17 protein-coding genes and 2 pseudogenes are annotated in these 25,287 nt (G+C 62.8%); 8 read left to right on the top strand and 11 right to left on the bottom strand.

Features of this window, described 5'->3' with window-relative positions; all coding sequences use genetic code 11:
- Positions 1-26: 26 nt before the first annotated feature.
- On the top strand, positions 27-1,391 hold the full coding sequence (locus ACMGF8_RS06990) for a formimidoylglutamate deiminase (protein ID WP_115581429.1): 1,365 nt from the start codon (positions 27-29) through the stop codon (positions 1,389-1,391).
- Positions 1,392-1,476: 85 nt separating this feature from the next.
- Here the strand turns inward: ACMGF8_RS06990 and ACMGF8_RS06985 are convergent, their stop codons facing one another.
- Complete coding sequence (locus ACMGF8_RS06985) at positions 1,477-2,046, bottom strand: lipocalin family protein (RefSeq protein ID WP_416759110.1); 570 nt, start codon at positions 2,044-2,046, stop codon at positions 1,477-1,479.
- A 35-nt stretch (positions 2,047-2,081) separates the two neighbouring features.
- Positions 2,082-2,336: a hypothetical protein gene (locus ACMGF8_RS06980; RefSeq protein WP_011058771.1), complete on the bottom strand. Its 255-nt coding sequence runs from the start codon at positions 2,334-2,336 to the stop codon at positions 2,082-2,084.
- 281 nt (positions 2,337-2,617) lie between these two features.
- On the opposite strand from ACMGF8_RS06980, the pseudogene ACMGF8_RS06975 reads away from it, so the two are divergent.
- Together ACMGF8_RS06975 and ACMGF8_RS06970 are read left to right on the top strand one after the other, a co-directional pair.
- Positions 2,618-3,652 (top strand): annotated as a pseudogene (locus ACMGF8_RS06975) (cache and HAMP domain-containing protein); the annotation flags it as partial.
- A 93-nt stretch (positions 3,653-3,745) separates the two neighbouring features.
- Positions 3,746-4,510, top strand: coding sequence for a methyl-accepting chemotaxis protein (locus ACMGF8_RS06970; protein ID WP_371826192.1), 765 nt, complete (start codon positions 3,746-3,748; stop codon positions 4,508-4,510).
- Between the two features lie 70 nt (positions 4,511-4,580).
- On the opposite strand, the gene ACMGF8_RS06965 is transcribed toward ACMGF8_RS06970, so the two are convergent.
- The 5 genes from ACMGF8_RS06965 to ACMGF8_RS06945 all read right to left on the bottom strand — a co-directional run bounded on the left by ACMGF8_RS06965 (position 4,581) and on the right by ACMGF8_RS06945 (position 14,079).
- Positions 4,581-5,183: a DUF924 family protein gene (locus ACMGF8_RS06965; RefSeq protein ID WP_102862755.1), complete on the bottom strand. Its 603-nt coding sequence runs from the start codon at positions 5,181-5,183 to the stop codon at positions 4,581-4,583.
- A gap of 3 nt (positions 5,184-5,186) precedes the next feature.
- A complete protein-coding gene (locus ACMGF8_RS06960) occupies positions 5,187-6,197 on the bottom strand; it encodes a class 1 fructose-bisphosphatase (protein WP_102862754.1) in 1,011 nt (336 codons plus the stop codon).
- Positions 6,198-6,371: 174 nt separating this feature from the next.
- Positions 6,372-7,751, bottom strand: coding sequence for a DUF3999 domain-containing protein (locus ACMGF8_RS06955; RefSeq protein ID WP_416759107.1), 1,380 nt, complete (start codon positions 7,749-7,751; stop codon positions 6,372-6,374).
- Positions 7,748-11,389 (bottom strand): DUF2339 domain-containing protein, encoded by a 3,642-nt coding sequence (locus tag ACMGF8_RS06950; RefSeq protein ID WP_102862752.1) that lies wholly within the window; start codon positions 11,387-11,389, stop codon positions 7,748-7,750. The genes ACMGF8_RS06955 and ACMGF8_RS06950 overlap by 4 nt, the downstream gene beginning before the upstream one ends.
- 239 nt (positions 11,390-11,628) lie before the next feature.
- Positions 11,629-14,079: a glycogen/starch/alpha-glucan phosphorylase gene (locus tag ACMGF8_RS06945; RefSeq protein WP_102862751.1), complete on the bottom strand. Its 2,451-nt coding sequence runs from the start codon at positions 14,077-14,079 to the stop codon at positions 11,629-11,631.
- A gap of 266 nt (positions 14,080-14,345) precedes the next feature.
- Between ACMGF8_RS06945 and ACMGF8_RS06940 the strand changes: the two genes are divergently transcribed.
- On the top strand, positions 14,346-14,789 hold the full coding sequence (locus tag ACMGF8_RS06940; RefSeq protein WP_180988553.1) for a YkgJ family cysteine cluster protein: 444 nt from the start codon (positions 14,346-14,348) through the stop codon (positions 14,787-14,789).
- A gap of 257 nt (positions 14,790-15,046) precedes the next feature.
- Here the strand turns inward: ACMGF8_RS06940 and typA are convergent, their stop codons facing one another.
- Together typA and thiI are read right to left on the bottom strand one after the other, a co-directional pair.
- Positions 15,047-16,867: a translational GTPase TypA gene (gene typA / locus ACMGF8_RS06935; RefSeq protein WP_025130242.1), complete on the bottom strand. Its 1,821-nt coding sequence runs from the start codon at positions 16,865-16,867 to the stop codon at positions 15,047-15,049.
- 139 nt (positions 16,868-17,006) lie between these two features.
- On the bottom strand, positions 17,007-18,461 hold the full coding sequence (gene thiI / locus ACMGF8_RS06930) for a tRNA uracil 4-sulfurtransferase ThiI (protein ID WP_102862749.1): 1,455 nt from the start codon (positions 18,459-18,461) through the stop codon (positions 17,007-17,009).
- Positions 18,462-18,792: 331 nt separating this feature from the next.
- On the opposite strand from thiI, the gene glnA reads away from it, so the two are divergent.
- The 3 genes and pseudogenes from glnA to ACMGF8_RS06915 form a co-directional block, all read left to right on the top strand.
- Complete coding sequence (gene glnA / locus ACMGF8_RS06925; RefSeq protein WP_016965623.1) at positions 18,793-20,199, top strand: glutamate--ammonia ligase; 1,407 nt, start codon at positions 18,793-18,795, stop codon at positions 20,197-20,199.
- 136 nt (positions 20,200-20,335) lie between these two features.
- Positions 20,336-20,890, top strand: coding sequence for a chorismate mutase (locus tag ACMGF8_RS06920; RefSeq protein WP_207166944.1), 555 nt, complete (start codon positions 20,336-20,338; stop codon positions 20,888-20,890).
- A gap of 120 nt (positions 20,891-21,010) precedes the next feature.
- Positions 21,011-21,316 (top strand): annotated as a pseudogene (locus ACMGF8_RS06915) (DUF4124 domain-containing protein); the annotation flags it as partial.
- A gap of 9 nt (positions 21,317-21,325) precedes the next feature.
- On the opposite strand, the gene ACMGF8_RS06910 reads toward ACMGF8_RS06915, so the two are convergent.
- On the bottom strand, positions 21,326-22,513 hold the full coding sequence (locus tag ACMGF8_RS06910) for a CaiB/BaiF CoA transferase family protein (protein WP_207166943.1): 1,188 nt from the start codon (positions 22,511-22,513) through the stop codon (positions 21,326-21,328).
- 34 nt (positions 22,514-22,547) lie between these two features.
- The gene (locus ACMGF8_RS06905) at positions 22,548-24,269 is read right to left on the bottom strand and encodes an acyl-CoA dehydrogenase family protein (RefSeq protein WP_416759103.1); all 1,722 of its coding nucleotides are present in this window, start codon (positions 24,267-24,269) and stop codon (positions 22,548-22,550) included.
- A gap of 111 nt (positions 24,270-24,380) precedes the next feature.
- Here ACMGF8_RS06905 and ACMGF8_RS06900 point away from each other — a divergent pair, with 111 nt between their 5' ends.
- Complete coding sequence (locus ACMGF8_RS06900) at positions 24,381-25,280, top strand: LysR family transcriptional regulator (RefSeq protein ID WP_115581423.1); 900 nt, start codon at positions 24,381-24,383, stop codon at positions 25,278-25,280.
- Positions 25,281-25,287 lie beyond the last annotated feature (7 nt).

The raw sequence follows: 25,287 nt of genomic DNA, 5'->3' as shown, positions 1-25,287 counted from the left end.
ATAACACACGATGGGGTGCTTGAACCATGTCCGCCTTCTTCGCCGAACGCGCGCTGCTGCCTGATGGATGGGCCAACCATGTACGTCTTGAAGTCAGTGCCGACGGCCTGCTGACTCACATCCAGGCCAACGCCAGTGCAGAAGGTGCAGAACAGCTCAAGGGCCCGCTGCTACCCGGCATGCCCAACCTGCATTCCCACGCGTTCCAGCGAGCCATGGCCGGGCTGGCGGAAGTGGCCGGCAACCCCAACGACAGCTTCTGGACCTGGCGCGACCTGATGTACCGCCTGGTGGGCAAGATCAGCCCTGAACAGTTGGAGATCATCGCCCGCCAGCTGTACATCGAAATGCTCAAGGCCGGCTACACCTCAGTGGCGGAATTTCACTATGTGCATCACGACACGGACGGCCAGCCCTACGCCGACCCTGCCGAGCTGTCCCAACGCATCAGCCAGGCGGCCGCGGCCAGTGGCATCGGCCTGACCCTGCTACCCGTGCTCTACAGCCATTCGGGATTCGGCGGCCAGGCCCCCAATGACGGCCAACGCCGCTTTATCAACAGCACGGAAAACTACCTCCAACTGCAACAGCACTTGCAGCCCCTGCTGGCGCAACAGGCCAACCAGCAGCTGGGCCTGTGCTTTCACTCGTTGCGCGCGGTCACGCCACAGCAGATCAGCGAAGTCCTGGCCGCCAGCGACCGCCAATGCCCCGTTCACATCCACATCGCCGAACAGCAGAAGGAAGTCGACGACTGCCTGGCGTGGAGCGGACGCCGCCCGCTGCAATGGTTGCATGAGAACGTCGCGGTGGATCAACGCTGGTGCCTGGTCCACGCCACTCACGCCGATCCGGAAGAAGTCAGCCTCATGGCCAAAAGCCGGGCCATTGCCGGCCTGTGCCTGACCACCGAGGCCAACCTGGGCGACGGTATCTTCCCGGCGGTGGACTTCCTCGCCCAGGGCGGACGCCTGGGCATCGGCTCCGACAGCCACGTGTCTTTGAGCGTGGTGGAAGAACTGCGCTGGCTGGAGTACGGCCAACGCCTGCGGGACCAGCGTCGCAACCGTCTGTACCGCGCGGACCAGCCCATGGTTGGCCGCACTTTGTACGATGCCGCGCTCGCTGGCGGCGCTCAGGCGCTGGGGCAACCCATAGGTACATTGGCCGTGGGCAAGCGCGCCGATTGGCTGGTGCTGGATGGCAACGACCCTTACCTGGCCACCGCGGATGGCGACGGGATTCTCAACCGTTGGTTGTTTGCCGGCGGCGACCGCCAGGTCCGGGATGTGATGGTGGGTGGTCAGTGGGTTGTGCGTAACGGACGTCACGCAGCCGAAGAAGACAGTAGCCGGGCCTTCACCCAAGTCCTGCGCGAGCTGCTCAACTGACCCCAAGTTCGTAGGAGCCGACGTGCTGGCGAAAGCATTCTCACGAACGCCTTCGCCGGCCAGCCGGCTGCTACAGGGGATGAGTCTATTTCGAGGTCTTGGCCATGGCCGAGTCCGACACCCGCCAGATCAGTCGCGTGGTGTCGTAGCCCTGCTGACGCGCCTTGCTCAGCAACTCTTCACGCACCGTCTCATTGACCTCCTTGGTCCGCGACAGCAACCACAGGTAACGACGGTTGGGATTGCCGACAATCGCGGTCTTGTAGTCATCGCTGACATACAGCACCCAGTAGTCGCCCCTGGTCGCCCCCGGCAACAGCCGCGAGAACCAGTTATCGAACTCGACCCACAGCTTGTCGGTCTTGCCCGGCACCTGAGGCGTTGCCGTACCACGAGCCTCCTCCCACTTCCACTCCGGGGTCAGGCAGCGGTTGAGCACCGCCACGTTGCCCTCCGGCAACAGGGTGTAGCGGGCCTCGGATTGCGCACAGTTACGCTGGAAATACATCGGCAACCGCGCCAGCTCGTACCAGGTCCCCTGGTAACGCTTGAGATCGACGTGGTTGACGGTCTTGGGCGCCAGCGAATCGTCCCGGGACGTGGCGCAGCCGGCCAAGAGCAGGCCGACCAGAAGAGTGAAAACAAAACGCATCATTATTTTTCTCCCGTGGGCCCGAAGCCCCGGTTTTTTTACTTCAGGCCTTGCCCGGAAAACATCAGAACCTTGTCACCGGCATACTGCACGCTGATAAAGCTGTTCTTGTCGCCCCAGGTGCAGCTGGACATGCCCAGCGCGCCCGAACAGTCAGTCGGCTTGCCCAGGAGTTGTTCAACCTCGGCCTTGGGCATGCCCGCCGAGAGCTTGGAATAGTTTTCCTGATTGACCTTGCTGCACGCAGCCAGCAGCACGCAGAACGACAACAGAGCGAGAGAACGCAGGGACATGGTGAACTCCTGGACGAAAGGGGGAAGGCCTGTCAGCCAACCAGAAGCTTAGAAGAGAAAACCCCCTTCTGGTTCCCCGCTCGGCCGGGTATTTCTTGCCCGCTGCTCCGGGCATTTTCCCGGTAAATCAAACACCTTTTCGCCTTGCCCTGCTGTTCGTCGGTTTTTCTCCACGAGGCCTCATCTTCAGTAATAGCCAGTCGACATAACTGCAGCGCAAAGCCCTCCACTGTGGCAAATTGACGCCCCTCGTTGACCAGCCCATCGCGGTAGTTCACTTAATGACCAGCAATATGAAATTCAGCCACAAGATCCTGCTTGCCGCCGCCCTTGTGGTGGCCGTCGCGTTCGCCTGTTTTATTCTGTTCAATGACTACCGACAGCGTGAGGCCCTGCGCAGCAGCACCGAGTCCACCATGCAGGAACTGGGCAGCCTGACCACCAGCAATATCCAGACCTGGCTGGAAAGCCGCATCCAGCTCCTGCAGTCTCTGGCCCAGCAGATCGCCGTGGACGGCAACGGCGCCGAGAGCCTGAAACGCAGCGTCGGCCTGCCCGCCTATACCAGCAACTTCCAGCTCAGTTACTTCGGCGGCCAGGACGGCGTGATGTTTTCGGTGCCGGCCGGCAATCGCGCCGCCGACTACGACCCCCGCGCCCGCGGCTGGTACAAGGCGGCCACCGGCGCGCAACGGACCATCGTCACCGAACCCTACATCGCCGCTTCATCCGGCAAACTGGTGATCACCGTGGCCACCCCGGTGCAGCATCAGAACCAGATGATCGGCGTGGCCGGCGCCGATATCGACCTGTCGAGCATCAGCGCCATCATCAACTCGCTGAACTTCGGCGGTCACGGCCAGGCCTTCATCGTCAGCGCCGACGGCAAGATCCTCATCCACCCCGACAGCAAACTGGTGCTCAAGAGCCTCGCCGAAGCCTATCCCGCAGGTGCCCCGAGCATCAGCCCCGGCCTGAAAGAAGTGCAACTGAACGGCAAGACCCAGTTCATCTCCTTCACCCACGTCAACGGCGTGCCCTCGGCCGACTGGTACGTGGCCCTGGTCCTGGACAAGGACACCGCCTTCGCCGTGCTCAGTGAATTTCGCACCTCGGCGATCATCGCCATGCTGATCGCGGTGGTGATCATCATCAGCCTGCTGGGCATGCTGATCCGCATCCTGATGCAGCCGCTGCACGTGATGGGCCGGGCCATGCACGACATCGCCGAAGGCGAAGGCGACCTGACCAAACGCCTGGTGATCCATGGCCACGACGAATTCGGCACCCTGGGGGTGTCGTTCAACCGTTTCGTCGAACGCATCCACAGTTCGATCCGCGAAGTGTCCTCGGCCACCGGTCAGGTCAATGAAGTGGCCCTGCGCGTAGTCGCCGCCTCCAACTCGTCGATGTTCAACTCCGACCAACAGGCTTCGCGCACCAGCAGCGTGGCCGCGGCCATCAACCAACTGGGCGCCGCTGCCCAGGAAATCGCCCAGAACGCTGCCCTCGCCTCGCAGCACTCCAGCGAGGCCCGCAGCCTGGCGCAAGACGGCCAGCAAGTGGTGGATCAGACCATCGCCGCCATGCATCAGCTGTCGGCAAAGATCAGCAGCTCCTGCGACAACATCGAGACCCTCAACAGCAACACGGTGAACATCGGGCAGATCCTCGAAGTCATCACCAGCATTTCTCAGCAGACCAACCTGCTGGCCCTCAACGCCGCCATCGAAGCGGCTCGCGCCGGTGAGGCCGGACGCGGTTTCGCGGTGGTAGCGGACGAGGTGCGTAACCTCGCCCACCGCACCCAGGATTCGGCGCAGCAAGTGCAGAAAATGATCGAGGAGCTGCAAGTGGGCGCCCGTGAAGCGGTGGGCACCATGACCGAGAGTCAGCGTGAGAGCGAAAGCAGCGTCGGCATCGCCAACCAGGCCGGCGAACGCCTGGGCAGCGTGACCCAGCGCATCGGCGAAATCGACGGCATGAACCAGTCGGTGGCCACCGCCACCGAGGAGCAGACCGCGGTGGTGGAGTCGATCAACGTCGACATCACCGAAATCAACACCCTGAATCAGGAAGGGGTGGAAAACCTGCAAGCCACCCTGCGCGCCTGCGCCGACCTGGAACAACAGGCCAAGCGCCTGCAGCACCTGGTGGGCAGCTTCCGTATCTGAGGAGCAGCTTCGCCGGCAAGCCGGCTCCTACCACTCTTCCGTAGGAGCCGGCTTGCCGGTCAAAGCGCGCTTAAAAACGCGAACCAGGCTCGCGCAGGAAAGCCAGCTCCTCGGCAGTGGACTCACGACCGAGGATGGCGTTGCGATGGGGAAAGCGCCCGAAGCGGGCAATGATTTTCTGGTGCCGTTCGGCGTAGTCCAGCTGATCGGCGAACACCGGGCGATCGTCCTCCGGTTGTTCGTCGTGCAGGGCAGCAAAGCGGGAAACCCCTTCGTTCTGCACCGCCAGATGCTCGCAATGCTCGAACACCAGGTAGATGAAGCAGCGCTGCATGGCCGGCAGGCGCCGGTCAAAATCCGCGGCAATGCCTTGCGCCACCAGTGCCTGGGCACGGGTATCGCCGGAGAACGCCTTGGGCGTATCGCGATAGATCATCCGCGGCAACTGATCGAGCAACAGCACCAAGGCCAGCCAACCTTGGGGACTTTGCGTCCACTCGGTCAATCCGCCAGCCAGTGCCTGCTCCACCAGACCACCAAAGCGCTGGCGCGCTTCGAGGTCCTGGCTGTCGCGTTTGCCAAACCACAGCCCGCCCTTGGCAGCGACCACCTCTGCCGGCTTTTCGGCTGAACCGAACCACCAATCAAGCAGAGGCTGCCAGGACTGGGCCATGTCTTATTCCTTGTGGTAGCCCGTCACACGAGCCACTTCTTCCTTGGAACCAAGGAATACGGCAACACGCTGGTGCAGGCCTTCAGGCTGAATGTCGAGGATGCGCTGGCGACCGTCGGTAGAAGAACCGCCAGCCTGTTCGATGAGGAAGGACATCGGATTGGCTTCGTACATCAGCCGCAGTTTGCCCGGCTTCTCCGGCTCGCGGCTGTCGCGTGGGTACATGAACAGGCCGCCACGGGTCAGGATACGGTGCACGTCGGCGACCATGGCCGCGACCCAGCGCATGTTGTAGTTCTTTTTCAGTGGCCCGGTGTCGCCGGCCAGCAGCTCACTCACGTAGCGCTTGACCGGGGCTTCCCAGTGACGCTCGTTGGACATGTTGATGGCGAATTCCTGGGTGGATTCCGGGATCTTGATGTCTTCGTGGGTCAGCACGAAGCTGCCCATTTCACGGTCCAGGGTGAAGCCCTTGACGCCATGCCCCAGGGTCAGGATCAGCATGGTCTGCGGGCCGTAGATGGCGTAACCGGCAGCAACCTGCTGGGTGCCCGGCTGCAGGAAGGCCTTTTCGTTCAAGGCTTCGTTCTGGCTCAGGTACTCGTTCGGGCAACGCAGCACCGAGAAGATGGTGCCAACGGGCGCGTTGATATCGATGTTCGACGAACCGTCCAGCGGGTCGAATACCAGCAGGTAGGCACCTTTCGGGTATTTGCCCGGGATCTGGTAGGCATTGTCCATTTCCTCGGACGCCATGCCGGCCAGGTGACCGCCCCATTCGTTGGCTTCCAGGAGGATCTCGTTGGAAATCACGTCGAGCTTCTTCTGCACTTCGCCCTGCACGTTTTCCGTGCCCATGCTGCCCAGAACACCACCCAGGGCGCCTTTGGACACAGCGTGGCTGATCTCCTTGCAAGCACGCGCCACCACTTCGATCAGGAAGCGCAGATCGGCAGGAGTGTTGTTGCTGCGGGTCTGCTCAATCAAATAGCGACTCAGGGTAACGCGGGACATGGAAGGCTCCGGAGGAATGGGGGACTAAAAACCCGCGCAGTTTAACGCGAGTCGGGGCGCATTTCCTCCTCTCAGACAGGGAACCGGCAGATAGAGTTCAGGCACCGGTTTCAGCGTAGCCACAAAACCTCAGCCATGACTGGCCACAGCGCCCTCTGCCATCCCCGCAACCGCTCAGGATTTGACCGCCGGCTTGCGCAGCAGACTGAAGGCCATGCCGGCCAATGCCAGCACCCCCAGGAGCAGCACCGCCCACAGGCCGATTTTTTTCCAGTCCGACCCGCTGGCCACGGCGACGTCCGGCGACGCCGCAGTGGACGTCGTCAATTGCGCCGCGCCTTCGACCTTGGCCTGGCCCAGTTCCTTGAGACGCTGCGGACTGTAGTCAGGAATCAGGGTGGCCAACGGCAGGTTGGCCGCTGTTGCGGTCGGGTTGCCCAGCGCCAGGGTATAGGGCCCGGCGCCACGAGCCAGGAACACCAGTTGCGTGCCGCGTACGGCAAATTGCAGAGTCGGCGCCTCCGCGCCCAGGCCGCCGCCACGCTCATCCACTGTCAATTTGAGCTGCTGCACGGTCTGCCCCGGCAATTGCAGTTCGTTCTGCTGCACGTCCTGGCCGTTCTGGGTCAGGCGGTACAGCAGGCCATTGCTCAGGGGCTGCCAGGGCAGGCTGCTCTCACGGCGTCCGTACAATGTTGCGGGCGCCAGACTATTGGCCTGTTTGAGCTCGACCCGCACGCGCTCGACATTCAGCCCCTTGGGCAACTGCCAACTGTACTCACCGGCCTTGGCGGCCGTGCCGCCCAGCGGTTGCGACCACACCAGCGGCGACGGCAGGCTGCTGGTGGTGCTGCTCTGCAACTGCACGGAAGTGAGCACCGGCGCCGCCTGTGGGGTGTTCCACAGCAAGCGCAAGTAACGTGCCGACTGCCCGGGCAAAGCCACCTCATGCTGCTCGACCCGCTCGTCGGCAAACGACAGCCGTGCCACCTGGCCTTCTCCCCAGGATTGCCAGTGCTGCAGATCGTCACTGGCCTCGATGCTGAAACGCTGGAAACCGTCGCGCTCACTGGTCCAGTCCAGCACCAGTTGTTGCAGCGGCGCCTTGATGGCGCTGGCATCCAGCAACCAGCCTCGCAGGACTTCTTCACCCGCCTCCAACTCAGTGGCCGGCTGCACTTGAACCAGCGTGCCATTGGCGTTGGACTGCACCCGCACACTGGGGATGCTGTCGCCAGCTTGCGCCGAATTGTACAGCGGGAACCACTTCACATCAGCAAGGCTGCGCTGCTCGCGAGTCTGCGCCTGCTGACGGGCCACGGCATAGGCCTGGGGCTCGCCGGCGGCGTTGAACACGCGAATATCCCGCAGATCGATCTGGCTGGCCTGGAGCTGCACGGCGAGCGGCAGCTCCAGGCGGTACCAGGGGCCTTCTCCGCTCAGGGTCAAGGGCACCTGGGACTTGAAGTCCCCGGGCTTGTCCTGGGCCACGGCGGACAATGCCACACACAGGCCCGCAGCCCCCCACCAGCGCAGGTTCAACTTCTGACTCAAGACGACACTCCTTCATTCAAGGGCTTGCCGGCTTCAGGCTCGGCCTCGACCCGCTTGGGCGGCAAGGGGGCGAAATAACCCACCACCAGCAACAACACACCGACCCCGATGAAAGAGACGATCCGCGCCAGCCCGCCACGATTGCTCAATTCCACCAGGAACAGCTTGGCCACCACCACCGCGATCAACGCCGCGCCGATCAGCCAGACTTCGCGGCGATGGCGCACATGCCCGCCGATCATCAAGCCCAGGGCAATCAGGGTCCAGACGATGGACAGCCCGGCCTGGACCATCATCGACTCAAGCAACGCATCCGCCTGGAACGGCACGCCGCTCCAATGGTGAGCCGCGCGCATGACCAGCACGGTGAAGAAGGCGAACAGGGAAACCCCCGCCACCAACTGGGCGCCGCGCTCGGCGTAATCGCTCCGAAGCGCCAGCACCTGCACCGCGCTGCGGGACCACACATACACCCCGAACAGGGCAAACAGCAGCCCCAGCTCCAGGGGATTGAGCAGCGGCAAGTAAGGCAACGGCTCGGCACGGCCGTCGCTGAAGGTATTGGCCAGCCAGAACCAGCCCAGCATCAACACCGCCAAGGGCAGCGCGGCATACAGGCGGTACTCCCTGGAATGCGCGGCAACCGGCCACGGCCAATGGCGCGGCGCGGCCATGGCCACCAGATACAGGCTCGGCAGGATCGCCCAGCCCAGCCAGCGCCAGGCGTTGTACTGCTCGGACAACAGCAGCAAGGCGTAGCGCAGTTCCAGCGCCAACACCCCCAGCAGCAGCCAGCAACCCAGCACATGGGCGATGCTCAGGACCCGCGTCGGCAGCCATGCCGCCAGGCGCCGCAGACTGAAGAAGTGCACGGCGAACAGCAGGGTCCAGGCCAGCCAGCCCAGGTCCGCCGCCGGGTGATAACGCGGTGCCCAAGCCGCCAGCAGCACCAGGGCTCCCGCCGGTATCAGCAGGCTGCACACCAGGCCCAGGGACTTCCACTGCAGGCGCACCGCCAGTAGCGCGCAGAGCAGCATGCTGGCTGCGGTGATCAGCAGCAACAGGCTCGCCTGCCAATGGGCCGGGGCGAAGCGCAGTACTTCCTTGAGCCAGGTAAAGGCCCACCAGCAAGCACCCCAGGCCAACAACAGGTCGGACAGGCGCCCCAGGCTCAAGGCATCGAACGCCGAGCCATGATGGCCCCGCTGCAAGCGCCAGGCCCCTACCAGCGCCGCCAGAGCCAGGACCATCGGCGTCCAGAAGTCGCCATTGGCCAGGGGCCGCGCAGCGTCCGCCACCGCCACGAAATACCAGTCCGAACCGGCCAGCAGGAAGGTGCTGCCGCCGATCACCTGGAGCACCAGGCCAAAGACAAAACTGGCCCGCTGCTGCAAGTACAGGCTGAGCCAGATGATCAACAGCCCGCTGGCGGCCCAGACCCCGCTGGCAGTACGCCAAGGCAGCACAAACAGCACCGCCAGGTTGATCATCATCAAGCCTGCCAGCAGCACCACCGACAGCCCCCGCAACAAGCGCGGGTCCTTGCGCACCATGTCATTGCGGGCGGCCAGGAGCATGCCGCCAATGAGCGCCAGCCCAATCAGCGAGGCGCTCATCAGGCCGCTCCAGCCGGCGCTGAAGACTGCGCTGGCGTCGCCGTCCGCTCCTTGCAGGCGCATCAGGAACAAGGCCCCGCCGAACAACTGGATGCCGAATGCCGTGAACAGGAAGGCCCGCGATTGCAGGCGCAGGCCGACCCACAAGGTCGCCAGCCCGGCCAGGGCCCAACTGATGGCCGTGCCCTGGGTGAAGAAGAACAAGGGCGCCAGCAGATACAGGAAACCTAGCCCAAGCACCGCCAGGAGAGGCGCAATGCCCTGCTCCCAGGTCGAAGGCAAGGACTTATCGGCCCGTCGCAGTTGGTCGAAGCTGAACAGCAACGCGCCACCGAGCAGCAATGCCCCCAAAGGCGCACCGGCCAGCAGGCTGGTGTTCCCGGGACTCAATTCACTGAGGAAAGCCAGGGCCGAGCCCACCTGCAACAGCAAGGCGAAGGCCCGGGCCAATGGCCGCTGCTGACGCAGGCCGAGCCAGAAGATCCCCGCGCCCTCCACGGCCCAGGCCGCCGACGTCCAGCGCGCATCCAGGCCCAACGGAATGGCCAGGCTGGCGAAAATCACCCCCAGGGCCAGGCAGGTTTCCCCCAGCAACAGGGCGCGCCCCCCCATCAGCACCCGCGCCAGGACCATGTAGATCAAGCCCAGGGCCAGGGCACTGAAAGACGCCGCGAACTCCAGATGCCGGACCAGCGCCAGTTGCAAACCGAAAGCCACCAACGGCGGGCCGAAGAGCAGGCTGCCATCGACGTAGTCACCCTTGCGTGCGGACCAGTGCAGCAGCGCCTGACGATCGGCGTGCGCCGGAGCATCGGTCATGTCCAGCAGCTTGCGCCGGGTGAACAGCAGGCCAATGGCCAGGTACATGAGGAAGAACAGGATCAGGAACGGCTCGGTACTCCACAGCAGCTCCGGGGCATAGGAGCGCAGGCCCCAGGCGAAACCGATGCCGAAGGTGCCGACAAAGCCGATCAGGTTCAGCAGGCGCCAGGCCTTGAACCAGGCAATGCCGAGGATGCCGGCGTTGAGCAGGGCGAAGTAGCTGAACAGCGCCACATGGCTGCCGGCGCCGGTGGACGTCAGGATGGGCGCGGCAAAACCGCCCAGGGCGGCGGCCGCCGCCAGACCCAGGGCATCCTGGGTAATGGCCAGGATCGCCGAAAACACGGTCACGGCCACCAGCAGGCCCAAAGCCGCAGAAGGGTCGAGCAACGGGTGCAGGCGCATGGCCGCGAACACCGTAAGGTAGAGCACGGCGATGCCGGTGCCCTGCAGCATCAGGGCGTAGTTGCTGTTGCGCCGCCGCAGCCACCAACCCAGCCCCAAGAGGCCCAGGGAGCTGGCCGCCACTCCGGCATAACGCAATTCGATGGGCACCACCATGCCTTCGGTGGCATAGCGCAGGAGGAAGGCCAGGCCGAGGAACAACAGCACCACGCCGACCCGCAGCACGGTGTTGCCGCCAAACAGCCAGTTGCGTGCACCGCTGATGGCGCGTTCGATCAGGTTCGGTTGCAGGTCCACAGGGGCCGCAGCTGGCTCTGGCTCCCGGGACGACACCTGGGGCCCGGGTTGCCAGACCGACTCCGGCAGCGGCTGGCTGGCTTGGATTGCCGCGGCAGGGCGCACCGCGGCGGGCAGTTCCCAGACCAGCTCGGGGGCAGCCGGCTCCACAGGCTGGACTTCGTCAAGAATGAATTCAGGCAGGTCTTCGCGTTCCGCCGCGGCGCTCGAGCCTGCGCGAGCCTCGGCAAGCGGGGCATTGACCAGGGGCTCGGCCGCAGGTTCGGCGGCGGGGCTAGCGTTGCTTTCCAGCAGCGCAAGACGCTGGCCCAGGGTGGCCAGGGCCTTTTTCGCCTGTTCCAGCTCACGGTGCTGGTCGACAACCTGACGATGCAGGGCGCCGAAGCGAATGGCCAGGCCGACAGCCAGGCCCAGCAGGGCACCGATCAGGGCATCACTGATGGACTCATCAACGATCCACCCCAGCACCAACCCCAACAGCATGAACATCCATTGCATGTGTCGATATCCCTAAGCGGTCCACTAAAGGACAGGTACAGCTGTGTTGACGCGTTCGCCGGCAAGCCGGCCCCTACGGAGATTGTAGGCGCCGGCTTGCCAGCGCAGGTCTGTCCCCGATTGGAAGCCGAGCGTGGCCCGAAAGACACCATCCGGGAGATAAAATCGGCGCTCAGTATATCGACCCGACCCAACAAACGTTGGGCCTTATGCACAGTTCGAGAATTCTCCCAAACGCCTCACTCCAGCGCCTTCCAGATCTGCGTGGCGTATTCACGGATGGTCCGGTCCGAAGAAAACCAGCCCATGCGCGCCGTGTTGAGCACCGCCGAACGCCACCATTCCTTGGCGTCGTGCCAACGCTCCTCGACCCGAGCCTGGGCACTCCAGTAGGCATCGAAATCGGCGCAGACCAGGAACCGGTCGTAGTCGATCAGCGAATCGATCAGCGCGGTGTAACGCGACGGATCATCCGGGGAGAACACCCCGCCACGAATCGCCTGCAGCACATCGCTGAGCCGATGGGAGGCGGCGATATCCGGCACCGCGCTGAATTCGCCATTGCGCTTGCGCGCCTCCACCTGCTGGGCGCTGAGACCGAAGATGAACATGTGTTCGGCGCCCACCTGCTCGCACATTTCGACGTTGGCACCATCCAGGGTGCCGATGGTCAGGGCGCCGTTGAGGCCGAACTTCATGTTGCTGGTGCCCGAAGCCTCGAAGCCGGCGGTGGAGATCTGCTCCGACAGGTCGGCGGCGGGAATGATGCTTTCCGCCAGGCTGACGTTGTAGTTGGGCAGGAACACCACTTTGAGCAAGCCACGTACAGTCGGGTCGCTGTTCACCGTACGGGCGATGTCGTTGGTCAATTTGATGATCAGCTTGGCCTGGTGATAACTGGCGGCCGCCTTGCCGGCAAAGATCTTCACCCGGGGCACCCAATCGGTTTCCGGCTCGGCGCGGATCGCCTGGTACAGCGCCACGGTATGCAGCAGGTTGAGCAACTGGCGCTTGTACTCGTGAATACGCTTGACCTGCACATCGAACAGCGCCGCCGGGTTGACCGCGATGCCCAGGCGCTCATGGATGATCGCCGCCAAAGCGCGCTTGCTGTGCAGCCGCTGTTCGGCGAACTGCTTGCGAAAGGCGGCTTTCTCGGCGAAGGGTTCCAGCCCCAGTAGCAGCGCCTCGGGATTGTCCAGCAGCTCGGGGCCCAGGACGTCCACCAGCATTTCGGTCAGTTGCGGGTTGGCCTGATACAGCCAGCGGCGGAAGGTGATGCCGTTGGTCTTGTTGTTGATCCGCTCCGGGTACAGTTTGTGCAGCTCGGAGAACACCGTGCTGCGCATCAACTGGGTGTGCAGGCCGGACACGCCATTGACGCTGTGGGAGCCGAGGAACGCCAGGTTGCCCATGCGCACCCGGCGGCCGTTGTCTTCCTCGATCAGCGACACGGCCCGCAGCACGTCGAAATCATGCAGGCCCTTGGCCCGCAATGAGTCGATGTGCTGGGCGTTGATCAGATAGATGATCTGCATGTGCCGCGGCAGCATGCGTTCCATCAGGCCCACCGGCCAGGTTTCCAGGGCCTCGGGTAACAGGGTGTGGTTGGTGTAGGCCAGGGTGTCCACGGTGATCTGCCACGCCGCATCCCAGGCGATGCCGTGCAGGTCCACCAATTGGCGCATCAGCTCGGCCACGGCAATCGACGGGTGGGTGTCATTGAGCTGGATGGCCGCGTGCTCGCCGAGGCTGAGCACCGAGTCGTGCATGTTCTTGTGGCGCCGCAGCAAATCCTGCAACGACGCCGAGACGAAAAAGTACTCCTGGCGCAGACGCAGTTCCTGGCCCGCCTCGGTGCTGTCGGCCGGGTACAGCACCCGGGAGATGCTCTCGGCCCGGGCCACTTCCGCCACCGCCCCCAGGTGGTCACCGGCGTTGAAACGCTCCAGGTGCAAATCCTCCATGGCCCGGGCCCGCCACAGACGCAAGGTGTTGACGCTGGCCCCACGCCAGCCCACCACTGGAGTGTCGTAGGCCACCGCCCTGACGATCTCCGCCGGCCGCCAGACCTGGCGAATGTTGCCCGCTTCGTCGGTCACGCTGTCGACGCTGCCGCCAAAGCCGATGGAGTAGATCACCTCGGGGCGCTCGAACTCCCAAGGATTGCCGAAATCCAGCCAGTGTTCGGTCTGCTCCTGCTGCCAGCCGTCGACAATCGCCTGGCGGAACAGGCCGTGCTCGTAACGGATACCGTAGCCGTGACCGGCCAGGCCCAGGGTCGACATGCTCTCCATGAAACACGCCGCCAGGCGCCCCAGGCCACCATTGCCCAGGGCCGCATCGGGCTCCAGCAGGCGGATGCGTTCCAGGTCCACCCCCAGATCGGTGAGGGCCTCGCGGGCCACGTCCAGCAGGCCAAGATTGCTCAGGCTGTCAAACAGCAAGCGACCGATCAGGAACTCCAGGGACAGGTAATACACCCGCTTCTGACCCTTGCGGTACATCTGTCGCGTGTGATCCATCCAGTGATCGACCATATGGTCCCGTGCCGCCAGGGCAATGGCCTCGAACCAGTCGTGGTCGAAGGCGTGATCCGGGTCTTTGCCAACCGCGTAGGTGAGTTTGGTCAAGACGGCTTCGCGAAAGGCGGCCACCTCAGCGTCACGAACAAGGGATTCCTGAGTCATCGATACGACCTCTGACGAGATACACAGTGAGCATGGAATGGTCTGAGCCTAGTCGGTCTGACACGGAGCGAAGGCTCTGGTTCGGCGCTGTCTCAAATGGCTCGACTCACGAGAGAGCCTTGCGCGCCTGCGGGGGAAAAAGATGCAGATGCCGTGCCGCCAGGGACTAATCGCAAGGCAGACAAGAAAAATCCGACCTAAAGTCGTTCAAAAATCCACCAGTCCCGGTATGATCGCGCGCCCTGGAACATGCCGGAAAAACCACCTTGATGAAGTCCAACCTGATCGCTGCCGCGGAAATCGACCGTCTCGATACCTGGGCCAAATACTCCGCGCCCATGTGCGGTTCCTGCATGTCCAGCTGCTGCACCCTGCCGGTGGAAGTGAAGATCAAGGACCTGATCCGCATTGGTATCGTCGACGAATTCGAGCGCGGCGAACCGGCGAAGAACATTGCCAAGCGCCTGCAGAAAGAAGGCATCGTCGAGCGCTACAACCAGAAGTCGGAAATCTTCACCTTGCAGCGCATGAGCAACAACGACTGCCTGTATCTGGATCGTAAAAGCCGCCTGTGCACCATTTATGACAAGCGCCCGGACACCTGCCGCAACCACCCGAAGATCGGCCCGCGCCCGGGCTACTGCGCCTACAAGCCCAAGCCCCAGGAGCGCCCGACCAATACCAGCAGTCGAACCCTGGAACGTTTCTGAGCCGCCGCGCCTCACCGCTACTACCACTGCTGTAGCCGCTGCCGAGCTTGCGAGGCTGCGACCGGCTGCGCAGCGGCCGTAAATCCAAGTGGCGCGTAATGCCTGAACGGCTGCAATGGCCGTCTTGCGGCTGCTTTGCAGCCGGTCGCAGCCTCGCGCTGCTCGGCAGCGGCTACATGAACAGGTTTTCTCCAGGCATAAAAAAACGCCCCCGGTCTCGCGACCGGGGGCGTTTTCATTCAGCCGGAACTAAAGACTCAGTTCTTGGCTTTCTTGGCAGCGCGGGTACGCTCGCCTTCGTCCAGGATCTTCTTGCGAAGACGGATGGACTTAGGAGTCACTTCACACAGCTCGTCGTCCTGGATGAATTCCAGAGCCTGTTCCAGGGTGAAGCGAACAGGTGGAACCAGGGCGATGGTTTCGTCTTTACCCGAAGCACGCATGTTGTCGAGCTTCTTGCCCTTGGTAGGGTTGACGCCCAGGTCGTTGTCACGGCTGTTCAGACCGACGATCTGACCGTTGTAGATTTCCTGGCCGTGCTCGACGAACAGCTTGCCGCGCGCCTGCAGGGTTTCCAGGGAGTAGGTCAGGGCCTTGCCGGTTTCTACCGATACCAGGACGCCGTTCTGACGGCCGGACATGTGGCCGGACTTCATCGGAGCGTAGCGATCGAAGATCGAGGTCAGGATGCCTGCGCCGTTGGTCAGGGTCAGGAACTGGTTACGGAAACCGATCAGACCACGGGCTGGAATGTTGTATTCCAGGCGTACACGGCCCTTGCCATCCGGAACCATGTTGCTCAGGTCGCCCTTACGCAGGCCCATTTCTTCCATGACCTTGCCCTGGGATTCTTCAGGGATGTCGATGGTGACGTTTTCGAACGGTTCCTGCTTCACGCCATCCACTTCACGGATGATCACTTCAGGACGGCCAACGCCCATCTCGAAGCCTTCGCGACGCATGGTTTCGATCAGTACCGACAGGTGCAGCTCACCACGGCCGGAGACCTTGAACTTGTCAGCCGAGTCGCCTTCTTCAACGCGCAGAGCAACGTTGTACAGCAGCTCTTTGTCCAGACGTTCCTTGATGTTACGGCTGGTCACGAACTTGCCTTCTTTACCGCAGAATGGCGAGTCGTTGACCTGAAAGGTCATGGAAACGGTTGGCTCGTCGACGCTCAGTGGCTTCATCGCTTCGACAACAGTCGGATCGCACAGGGTGTCGGAGATGAACAGCTCGTCGAAACCGCTGATGCAAACGATGTCGCCAGCAGCGGCTTCTTCAACGTCTACACGGTGCAGGCCGTGGTGACCCATCAGCTTGAGGATACGACCGTTACGGCGCTTGCCGTTGACGTCGATGGCCACAACCGGGGTGTTGGGCTTGACGCGACCGCGAGCGATACGGCCAACGCCGATCACACCCAGGAAGCTGTTGTAGTCCAGAGCGGAAACCTGCATCTGGAACGGACCGTCACGGTCAACGCTTGGCGCTGGCACGTTGTCGACGATCGACTGGTACAGCGGGGTCATGTCTTCAGCCATTTCGGTGTGGTCCAGACCGGCAATGCCGTTCAGGGCCGAGGCGTAGACGACTTTGAAGTCCAGCTGTTCTTCGGTGGCACCCAGGTTGTCGAACAGGTCGAAGATCTGGTCCAGAACCCAGTCAGGACGCGCGCCCGGACGGTCAACCTTGTTGATCACCACGATTGGACGCAGGCCGGCTTCGAACGCCTTCTTGGTCACGAAACGGGTTTGCGGCATCGGGCCGTCTTGAGCGTCGACCAGCAGCAGTACGGAGTCGACCATGGACATTACGCGCTCAACTTCGCCGCCGAAGTCGGCGTGGCCCGGGGTGTCCACGATGTTGATGTGGTAGCCGTTCCAGTTGATGGCGGTGTTTTTCGCCAGGATGGTAATACCGCGTTCTTTTTCCTGGTCGTTGGAGTCCATCACGCGCTCGTCGTTGAGCTCGTTGCGCTCCAGGGTGCCGGATTGACGCAGGAGTTTGTCTACCAGGGTGGTCTTACCATGGTCAACGTGGGCAATGATGGCGATGTTGCGTAGATTTTCGATCACTTGTGTATCTCGATCAGAGGATTCGGTGTGCTGACAAATGCTGGCAGCGATTAACAATAGAGTCAGGCCTGGCCGTTACAGCTGGACGGCGGCGTCGGGGGGCCGGTGACGCAAGCCACAGGCGAACATCCCCGGGCACTTAGCTCGGTCTATAAACGCGCACATTGGCATGTCCCTCACTGAGCAGATGGTGAGCATGCAGGCGACTCATGACGCCTTTGTCGCAATACAGCAGGTACTGGCGCGTAGGGTCCAGTTCCTTGAAGCGGGCGTTCAATGCATAGAACGGCAGCGCTTGTACTTCGATGCCAGCAAGCTCCAGCGGGTCGTCTTCCTGGGCATCCGGGTGACGGATGTCGATGACGATCTGACCGGCCAGCGCCTCACTGACTTCTTCAATCTGCAAATCCTGGCCCAACTCGTCGATCACCCGATCGATCGGCACCAGCTTGGCCCGCTCGATCGCACGCTCGAGCACCGCCATATCGAATTCTTTCTCTTCATGCTCGACGCGATGGCGCTTGGCATGGGTCTTGGGGTTCACCGAGATGACCCCGCAGTACTCCGGCATGTGCTTGGCGAAGTCGGCAGTGCCGATCTCTTCGGCCAGGTCGATGATGTCCTGCTTGTGGCTGGCGATCAGCGGGCGCAGCACCAGCTTCTCGGTCACGCAGTCGATCACCGACAGGTTGGGCAACGTCTGGCTGGACACCTGGGAAATCGCCTCGCCGGTCACCAGCGCGTCGATGTGCAGACGGTCGGCGATGCTTGAGGCGGCACGCAACATCATACGCTTCAAAATGACGCCCATATGACTGTTGTCGACTTTGCCGAGAATTTCCCCGAGCACTTCCTCGAACGGCACGCTGACGAACAGCACCCGCTGGGAGCTGCCGTACTTCTTCCATATATAGTGCGCGACTTCCATCACGCCCAGTTCGTGGGCACGGCCGCCCAGATTGAAGAAGCAGAAGTGGCTCATCAGGCCACGGCGCATGACCTGATAAGCGGCGACCGTGGAGTCGAAGCCGCCGGACATCAGCACCAGGGTCTGTTCCAGGGCGCCCAGCGGGTAGCCACCGATACTGTTGTGCTGGCTGTGGATCACGAACAACCGTTGGTCGCGAATTTCCATCCGCACTTCGATTTCCGGCTCTTTGAGGGAAATGCCGGCGGCGCCGCACTGCCGACGCAGCTGGCTGCCGACGTACTTTTCCACGTCCATGGAGCTGAATTCATGCTTGCCGGCACGCTTGCAGCGCACCGAGAAAATCTTCCCGGGCAAGGCCTCGCCGAAGTGCTGCTTGCACTTGGCAACGATGTCGTCGAAGTCGCCCAGCGGGTACTCGTCAACCTGTAGGAAATGCGCGATGCCGGGCATGCAACTCAGGCGCTCGGTCAGCTCCTTCAGGGCCTTGGGCTCGCTGAGGGCGGTTTCCAGCTCGAGGTTGTCCCACACACCATTGACCACCACGGCCGGGTCCAGATCGCGGAGCACGGCACGGATGTTCTTGGCCAACTGACGGATGAAACGCATCCGTACCGGGCGGCTCTTGATGGTGATTTCCGGGAAAACTTTAACGATTAGTTTCATGAAAACTGCGCGCGCTGGGCCAGCCGAAAAAGGGGGGCGCGGATTATAGCGGAAATTGCTCAAGGTTTAACCAATTAATGTGCAGAAGGTTTTAGGTGCACCAAAACGGGTCATTTATCAAAGAAGACGCTACATTGCAGTGCGCCAAATGCCGGCATTACGCCAAATCCGCCGCAGAAAGCGTGATTTTGGGGCAGAAAACCCATCTCGGGGCACTGGCATGCAATTTGCTCCCTTGTGAGGCAGGTTGCCATGGCAGAGTATTCGCGCCGGCATCACCCACATTCTAAGGGCACTCCAACACCAAGCCCGAAGCCACCCGGAGGACACTATGTCGAAGTCGGTTCAACTCATCAAAGATCATGACGTCAAATGGATTGATCTGCGCTTCACTGACACCAAGGGCACTCAACATCACGTGACCATGCCGGCCCGTGATGCGCTGGATGAAGACTTCTTCGAATCCGGCAAGATGTTCGACGGTTCCTCCATCGCTGGCTGGAAAGGCATCGAAGCCTCCGACATGATCCTGATGCCGGACGACGAAACCGCCGTGCTGGACCCGTTCACCGAAGAACCGACCCTGATCCTGGTCTGCGACATCATCGAACCTTCGAGCATGCAAGGTTACGACCGCGACCCACGCGCCATTGCCAAGCGCGCCGAAGAGCACCTGAAAGCCACCGGCATCGGCGACACCGTATTCGCCGGTCCAGAGCCAGAGTTCTTCATCTTCGACCAAGTGAAATTCAAGTCCGACATCTCCGGTTCCATGTTCAAGATCTACTCCGAACAAGGTTCCTGGATGTCCGACCAGGACATCGAAGGCGGCAACAAGGGCCACCGTCCAGGCGTCAAAGGCGGCTACTTCCCGGTTCCACCGTTCGACCACGACCACGAAATCCGTACCTCCATGTGCAACGCACTGGAAGAAATGGGCCTGACCGTCGAAGTTCACCACCACGAAGTGGCGACTGCCGGCCAGAACGAAATCGGCGTCAAGTTCAACACCCTGGTGAAGAAAGCCGACGAAACCCAGACCCTGAAATACGTCGTGCACAACGTGGCCGACGCCTACGGTCGTACTGCCACCTTCATGCCTAAGCCACTGTACGGCGACAACGGCTCGGGCATGCACGTGCACATGTCGATCTGGAAAGACGGCAAGAACACCTTCGCTGGCGAAGGCTATGCCGGCCTGTCCGACACCGCTCTGTACTTCATCGGCGGCATCATCAAGCACGGTAAGGCCCTGAACGGCTTCACCAACCCGGCCACCAACTCCTACAAGCGTCTGGTTCCAGGCTTCGAAGCCCCGGTCATGCTGGCCTACTCGGCACGCAACCGTTCCGCTTCGATCCGTATTCCTTACGTGTCGAGCCCTAAAGCCCGCCGTATCGAAGCCCGTTTCCCGGACCCGGCTGCCAACCCATACCTGGCCTTCGCTGCTCTGCTGATGGCCGGCCTGGACGGTATCCAGAACAAGATCCACCCTGGCGACGCCGCTGACAAAAACCTGTACGACCTGCCGCCTGAAGAGGCCAAAGAGATCCCACAAGTTTGCGGCAGCCTGAAGGAAGCCCTGGAAGAGCTGGACAAAGGTCGTGCGTTCCTGACCAAAGGCGGCGTTTTCAGCGACGACTTCATCGACGCTTACATCGCCCTGAAAAGCGAAGAAGAGATCAAGGTCCGTACCTTCGTACACCCACTGGAATACGAGCTGTACTACAGCTGCTGATCCGGTAGCGCCGGCGCAAGCCGCGTGATCGAGAGGCCTCCTTCGGGAGGCCTTTTTTATGCCCGCGCATTTGCCCTGCCCGGGGTGGTTGCGTGCATCATGGGCGCCGCCCTTCTCTTATCTGCCGAGCCCGCCCATGACTTCGCGCCTCAACTTGTGCCTCGCCCTGACCTGCAGCCTGCTCACCACAGCCGCCTGCGCCACCGAAGCCCCCGCCGCTCTCGCCCCGTTGCTCGGCAGCATCGGCGAACGCCTGGCCATTGCCGATCAGGTGGCCCTGAGCAAATGGGACAGCCACAAGGCTGTCGAGGACCGTCCTCGGGAACAGCAGGTGATTGCCGGCGCCACGGCCCAGGCCGCCACCTATCACCTGAGCGAGGAAAGGGTTGGGCAGTTCTTCGCCGCCCAGATCGAAGCCAACAAACTGGTGCAGTACGCCAGGCTGTCCAGCTGGCACCTGCAAGGCCGGGCGCCAGACACCCCACGCCAGGACCTGGCCGGACAGATCCGACCACAACTCGATCAGTTACAAAAACGTCTGCTGCAGCAACTGGCCGACTTCAGCCCCCATGCCGGCGATCGCCAATGCCCGCAATGGCTGGCCCAGGCCAATCAGGCCGCCAGCCGCGACCCGCTGCAGCAACTGGCAATGGTCCGCGCCACCGCTGAGTTATGTGTGTTCAAAGGTTAACCGCGCCCGCGTCCAGCCTCGCGCCGCCCTATGCTGAGCCTTTCAACCACGAACCTGTAAAGGGCTGGAATCACCGTGATGCGCGTCGCAGCTTTTTGCCTGCTGTGGATAACGGCGCTGCCCGCCAGCGCAGAACCTTACGCCCAACTGCAGTTGCAGGGCGTGCCAGAGCACGGCGCGCTGCGGGCCAACAACGGCAGCTTCAAGGTGCAGGTGGCGCTGGTGCCGGACTTGCAGCCGCAGCATCACCTGCGCCTGCTGCTGGACGATCAGGCGTATGGCGCCCCGAGCCGGGGCCCCGAGTTGCCGCTGGTGAATATTGACCGCGGCCAACATCGTCTGGCCGTGCAGGTCCTCGACGGCGCGAAGGTGCTGCAACAGAGTCCGAGCATCACCTTCACCCTACTGCGAGCCCATCGCCGCTGAGTGCAAACCTCAACCGCGCACCACCCCGCTGGCCAGCAGCTTGGCGATAGTCGGCTCATCCAGCCCCAGCCCCTGCAGTACCGCACGGGTATCCTGGCCCAGGGCCGGCGGAACCGTCCGATAGCTAGCCGGGGTTCGCGACAGCTTCACCGGCGAACCTATGCCGCGGTAACCATCGAGTTCCACCAGCAGACCGCGATGCCGGGCATGGGGATGAGTCACCACCTGATCCACCGTAGCAATCGAACCACAAGGCACTCCCAAGCCAATCAGCCGCGGTGCCAGCGAGGCCCCATCGTGGGCAACCAGATGCCGCTCCAAAGCCTGTTTCAAGGCTTGGCGATTGACCGAGCGCTGGCCGTTATCGGCAAAGCGCGGGTCTTCCAGCAACTCGCTGGCCCCCAGTTCCAGGCATAGCCTGGCGAACTGTCGATCATTGCCAACCGCAAGGAAAATCGGTTCGCCGGCGGTGCGATAGCTGTCGTAAGGGGCGATGTTGGGATGGGCATTTCCCGTGCGCTTCGGGGGCTTGCCGGAAGCGAAATAGTTCGGCAGATGGGGGTGCAGCAGGGAGACGCCGCAGTCATACAGGGAAATATCCAGGGACTGCCCAAGGCCGCTGCGCTGACGCTCGTTGAGGGCCAGGAGAATCCCCGCCAACGCATTCAGGCCAGTGACCATATCGACGATCGGCAAGCCGATGCGCAGTGGCCCGCCCTCGCCTTCGCCGTTGACACTCATCAAGCCGGCCATGGCCTGGATCACCGCGTCATAGCCGGGTAAGCCGCCCAAGGGACCATCGGCGCCAAAGCCAGAGATCGCGCAATGAATCAACCTCGGGAAACGCGGGCTCAGCACCTCCTGAAAACCGATGCCCCAGCGTTGCAGGGTGCCGGGCTTGAAGTTCTCCACCAACACATCGGCGCCTTCCAGCAATTGCATCAGCAGGGCCAGGCCCTCGGTGCGCGACAGGTCGACGGCAATCCCCCGCTTGTTACGGTTGATGCCGCGAAAGTATGAGGCGTCATCGCCTTCGAACGGTGGCCCCCAACCCCGGGTTTCATCGCCACTCAAAGGCTCCAGCTTGATGACTTCGGCGCCGTGGTCGGCCAGGGCCTGGGTACAGTAGGGACCGCCCAGCACGCGGCTCAGATCAATGATTTTCAGGCCCGCCAGGGCCCCTTGAGCAAGGTTCATCCAGATACTCCGCACATCGGAAAGGGCCGGCCAATCAGGCCGGCAGCAGTTGCATGGCCTCGGCTTGTGACAGCGGGCTCTCATTGGCCAGGCGCGCCAGCAGCTCGGCATCGATAGCCGACTCCAGGCTCAAGGGGTCCCGTGGCAGCACCTTGTGCGCCAGCACCAGATGAGCCAGGCCCAGGCGTCGATAATCCGGAGCCTGACGCACAGCTTCCCAGGCCATGAAAATCGCGCTGGTCAGGTGATACAGCACGCTGCCGAACTGACGCACCTGCTCATCCCGGCGTTGCTGCGCCACCGTATGGAAGCCTGTGACCGTGCGCAGCAGCGCCGAATCGAACAGCCTGCGGCTGGCGTCCGGCAGATCGGCCTCGGCCAGCAGTGCCGCCAGATAACCTTGCAAGGCTTCCAGCGCCTGCTCACGGGTCACCGCCCGGGCAATGTCCAGGGCGACGATATTGCTGGTGCCCTCCCAGATCGAACCCAGATGGGCGTCGCGCACCAGCCGGGCATCGCTCCACTCCTCGATGTAGCCAACCCCACCTCGCACCTCCATGGCATCGCCGGTGACCCGCCGAGCGTCGCGGCAGGCGCGGAACTTGATCAGTGGCGTAAGAATCCGCACACATTTACGCGCCGCCTCGTCACCGCGATCAGCCCGAGGCAGCAAACTGGCGATCTGCATGAACATCGAGCGCGCCTGCTCGGTGGGCAGCATCATCTTCAGCAACTGCCGCTGCATCAGCGGCATCTCGATCAGATGCTTGCCGAAGGCCCGGCGCTGGCGGGCGATGAACAGCGCTTCGTTGACCCCGCGGCGCATCAGCCCCGCTGCCCGCACGCCGTTGGACAGCCGCGACATGTTGACCATGTCGGCCATCTGCTGGAAGCCGCGGCCGACCTTACCGATCAGGTAGGCGCTGGCGCCTTCCAGGGTGATCTCGCCACTGGCCATGGAGCGACTGCCCAGCTTGTCCTTCAGGCGCTGGATCCGGTACTGGTTGCGCGAACCGTCGGCCAGGACTTTCGGCAGCAGGAACAGGGTGACCCCGGCCATGCCCGCGGGCGCCTGTTCCGGGCGCGCCAGGACCATGGCCAGGTCGGCATCCGGGTTGGAACAGAACCATTTCTCGCCGTACAACCGCCATTGGCCGTCTTCCAGCCGGGCGCGGGTTTCGGTGCGCGAAACATCGGAGCCAGCGGCCTGCTCGGTCATGAACATCGCCCCCTGGAACAGCTCGTCGAAATCCTGGGACTGCAGTCGCGGCAGATAACGCTGCACCAGCTCAGGCGTGCCGTACTTGCGCAGGGTGCGGGCCAGGGAGTCGGTCATGCTAACCGGGCAGCACAGGCCGAACTCGGCCTGGACGAACAGATAGGTCAGGGCGTACTTGACCAGTGGCAGCGGGCCGTCAGGGCGATGGCTCATGGAGGCCAGGCCCAGCTCGGCGTAAGCCACCCGCTCCAGGGCGATGTAGTCCGGATGCTTGGCAATGCTCTGCAGGTTCTCGCCGCGGCGGGTGCGGGGCTGCAATACCGGCGGGTGCTTGTCAGCGGACAGGGCCAAGACATCGAGCTCGCCACCGGCCCGGGCCCCCAGGCGCTGCAAGGTCGGCAGCCACTTCTGATAGACCTCCGGCGGCAGGTAGACCTTGAGCAATGCGCCCAGGCCGGCGTCGCAGTCAAACAGGTTGAGGCCACGGCTATCAGGGATGTTCAGGCGGTCTTCAATAGGGCGGGGCTCGGCGGTCATGGCGCGTCTCCTGATTTTTGTAGGCCGAGACTAGAGCCGCCATCGATAAGTATCTAATACAAAATCCATTCACTACGATAAGAAAACCAGATCGTAGAAGGCAGGCTACTCATGGACCTCAAACAACTGCGTTACTTCGTCGCCGTGGCCGAGGAGCTGCACTTCGGGCGCGCTGCGGAGCGTCTGTGCATTTCGCAACCGGCGCTGAGTTTCGACATCAAGAAGCTTGAAGGGCAACTGGATATCCAGTTGCTCAACCGCAACAACAAGTCCGTGAGCCTGACCAACGCCGGCCAGGTGCTGCTGGGCGAGGCGCGCTACCTGCTGCTGCGGGCCGACCAGGCACGACGCCTGACCCAGCGCTCGGCCGAAGGTTTTGCCGGGCGCCTGAGCGTGGGTTTCGTCAACTCGATCCTGCACCGCGGCCTGCCCCAGGCGGTCAAGGCCTTCGAGCGTGATCATCCGGACACCGAGATCGTGCTGATGGAAATGAACAGCGCCGCCCAGGCCCAGGCCCTGCAGCGGGGCCAGATCGATATCGGTTTCGTCCACGGTGGCACCTTCGCCGCCGGTATCCACAGCGAGATACTGCTGGCCGAACCCTTTCTCTGCTGCCTGCCCCAGGGCCACCGACTGGCCGGGCAGGCGCAGGTCGACCTGAGGCAATTGGCCCATGATGATTTCATCCTGTTTCCACGGGAGGTCTCGCCCCACTACCACGACCTGATCATCGCCCGCTGCGTGGCCGCCGGATTCAGTCCGCGCATTCGTCACGAGACTCGGCTCTGGCAAACCGTGGTGGCGATGGTGGCCCATGAGATGGGGGTGGCGCTGGTGCCCCAGACCCTGGCACTGCTCGGCCAGCCGGGGGTGAGTTACTGCGAAATCGAAGGCCGGGGGGCGCCTTCGGAGATTATGGCGATCCATCGGGCGGACAAACCTTCGGCCGCCGCCGACAGTTTCCTCGCCCTGTTCAGATCCCTGCTGCAAGCAGCCGCCACAGGGGCCTGAGCAGGGC

Origin of the sequence: Pseudomonas sp. BNK-7 (genome assembly GCF_048072025.1) — a bacterium.
GTDB classification, from domain to species: Bacteria; Pseudomonadota; Gammaproteobacteria; order Pseudomonadales; family Pseudomonadaceae; genus Aquipseudomonas; species Aquipseudomonas danubii.
This window is presented reverse-complemented; position numbering and strand designations above follow the sequence as displayed.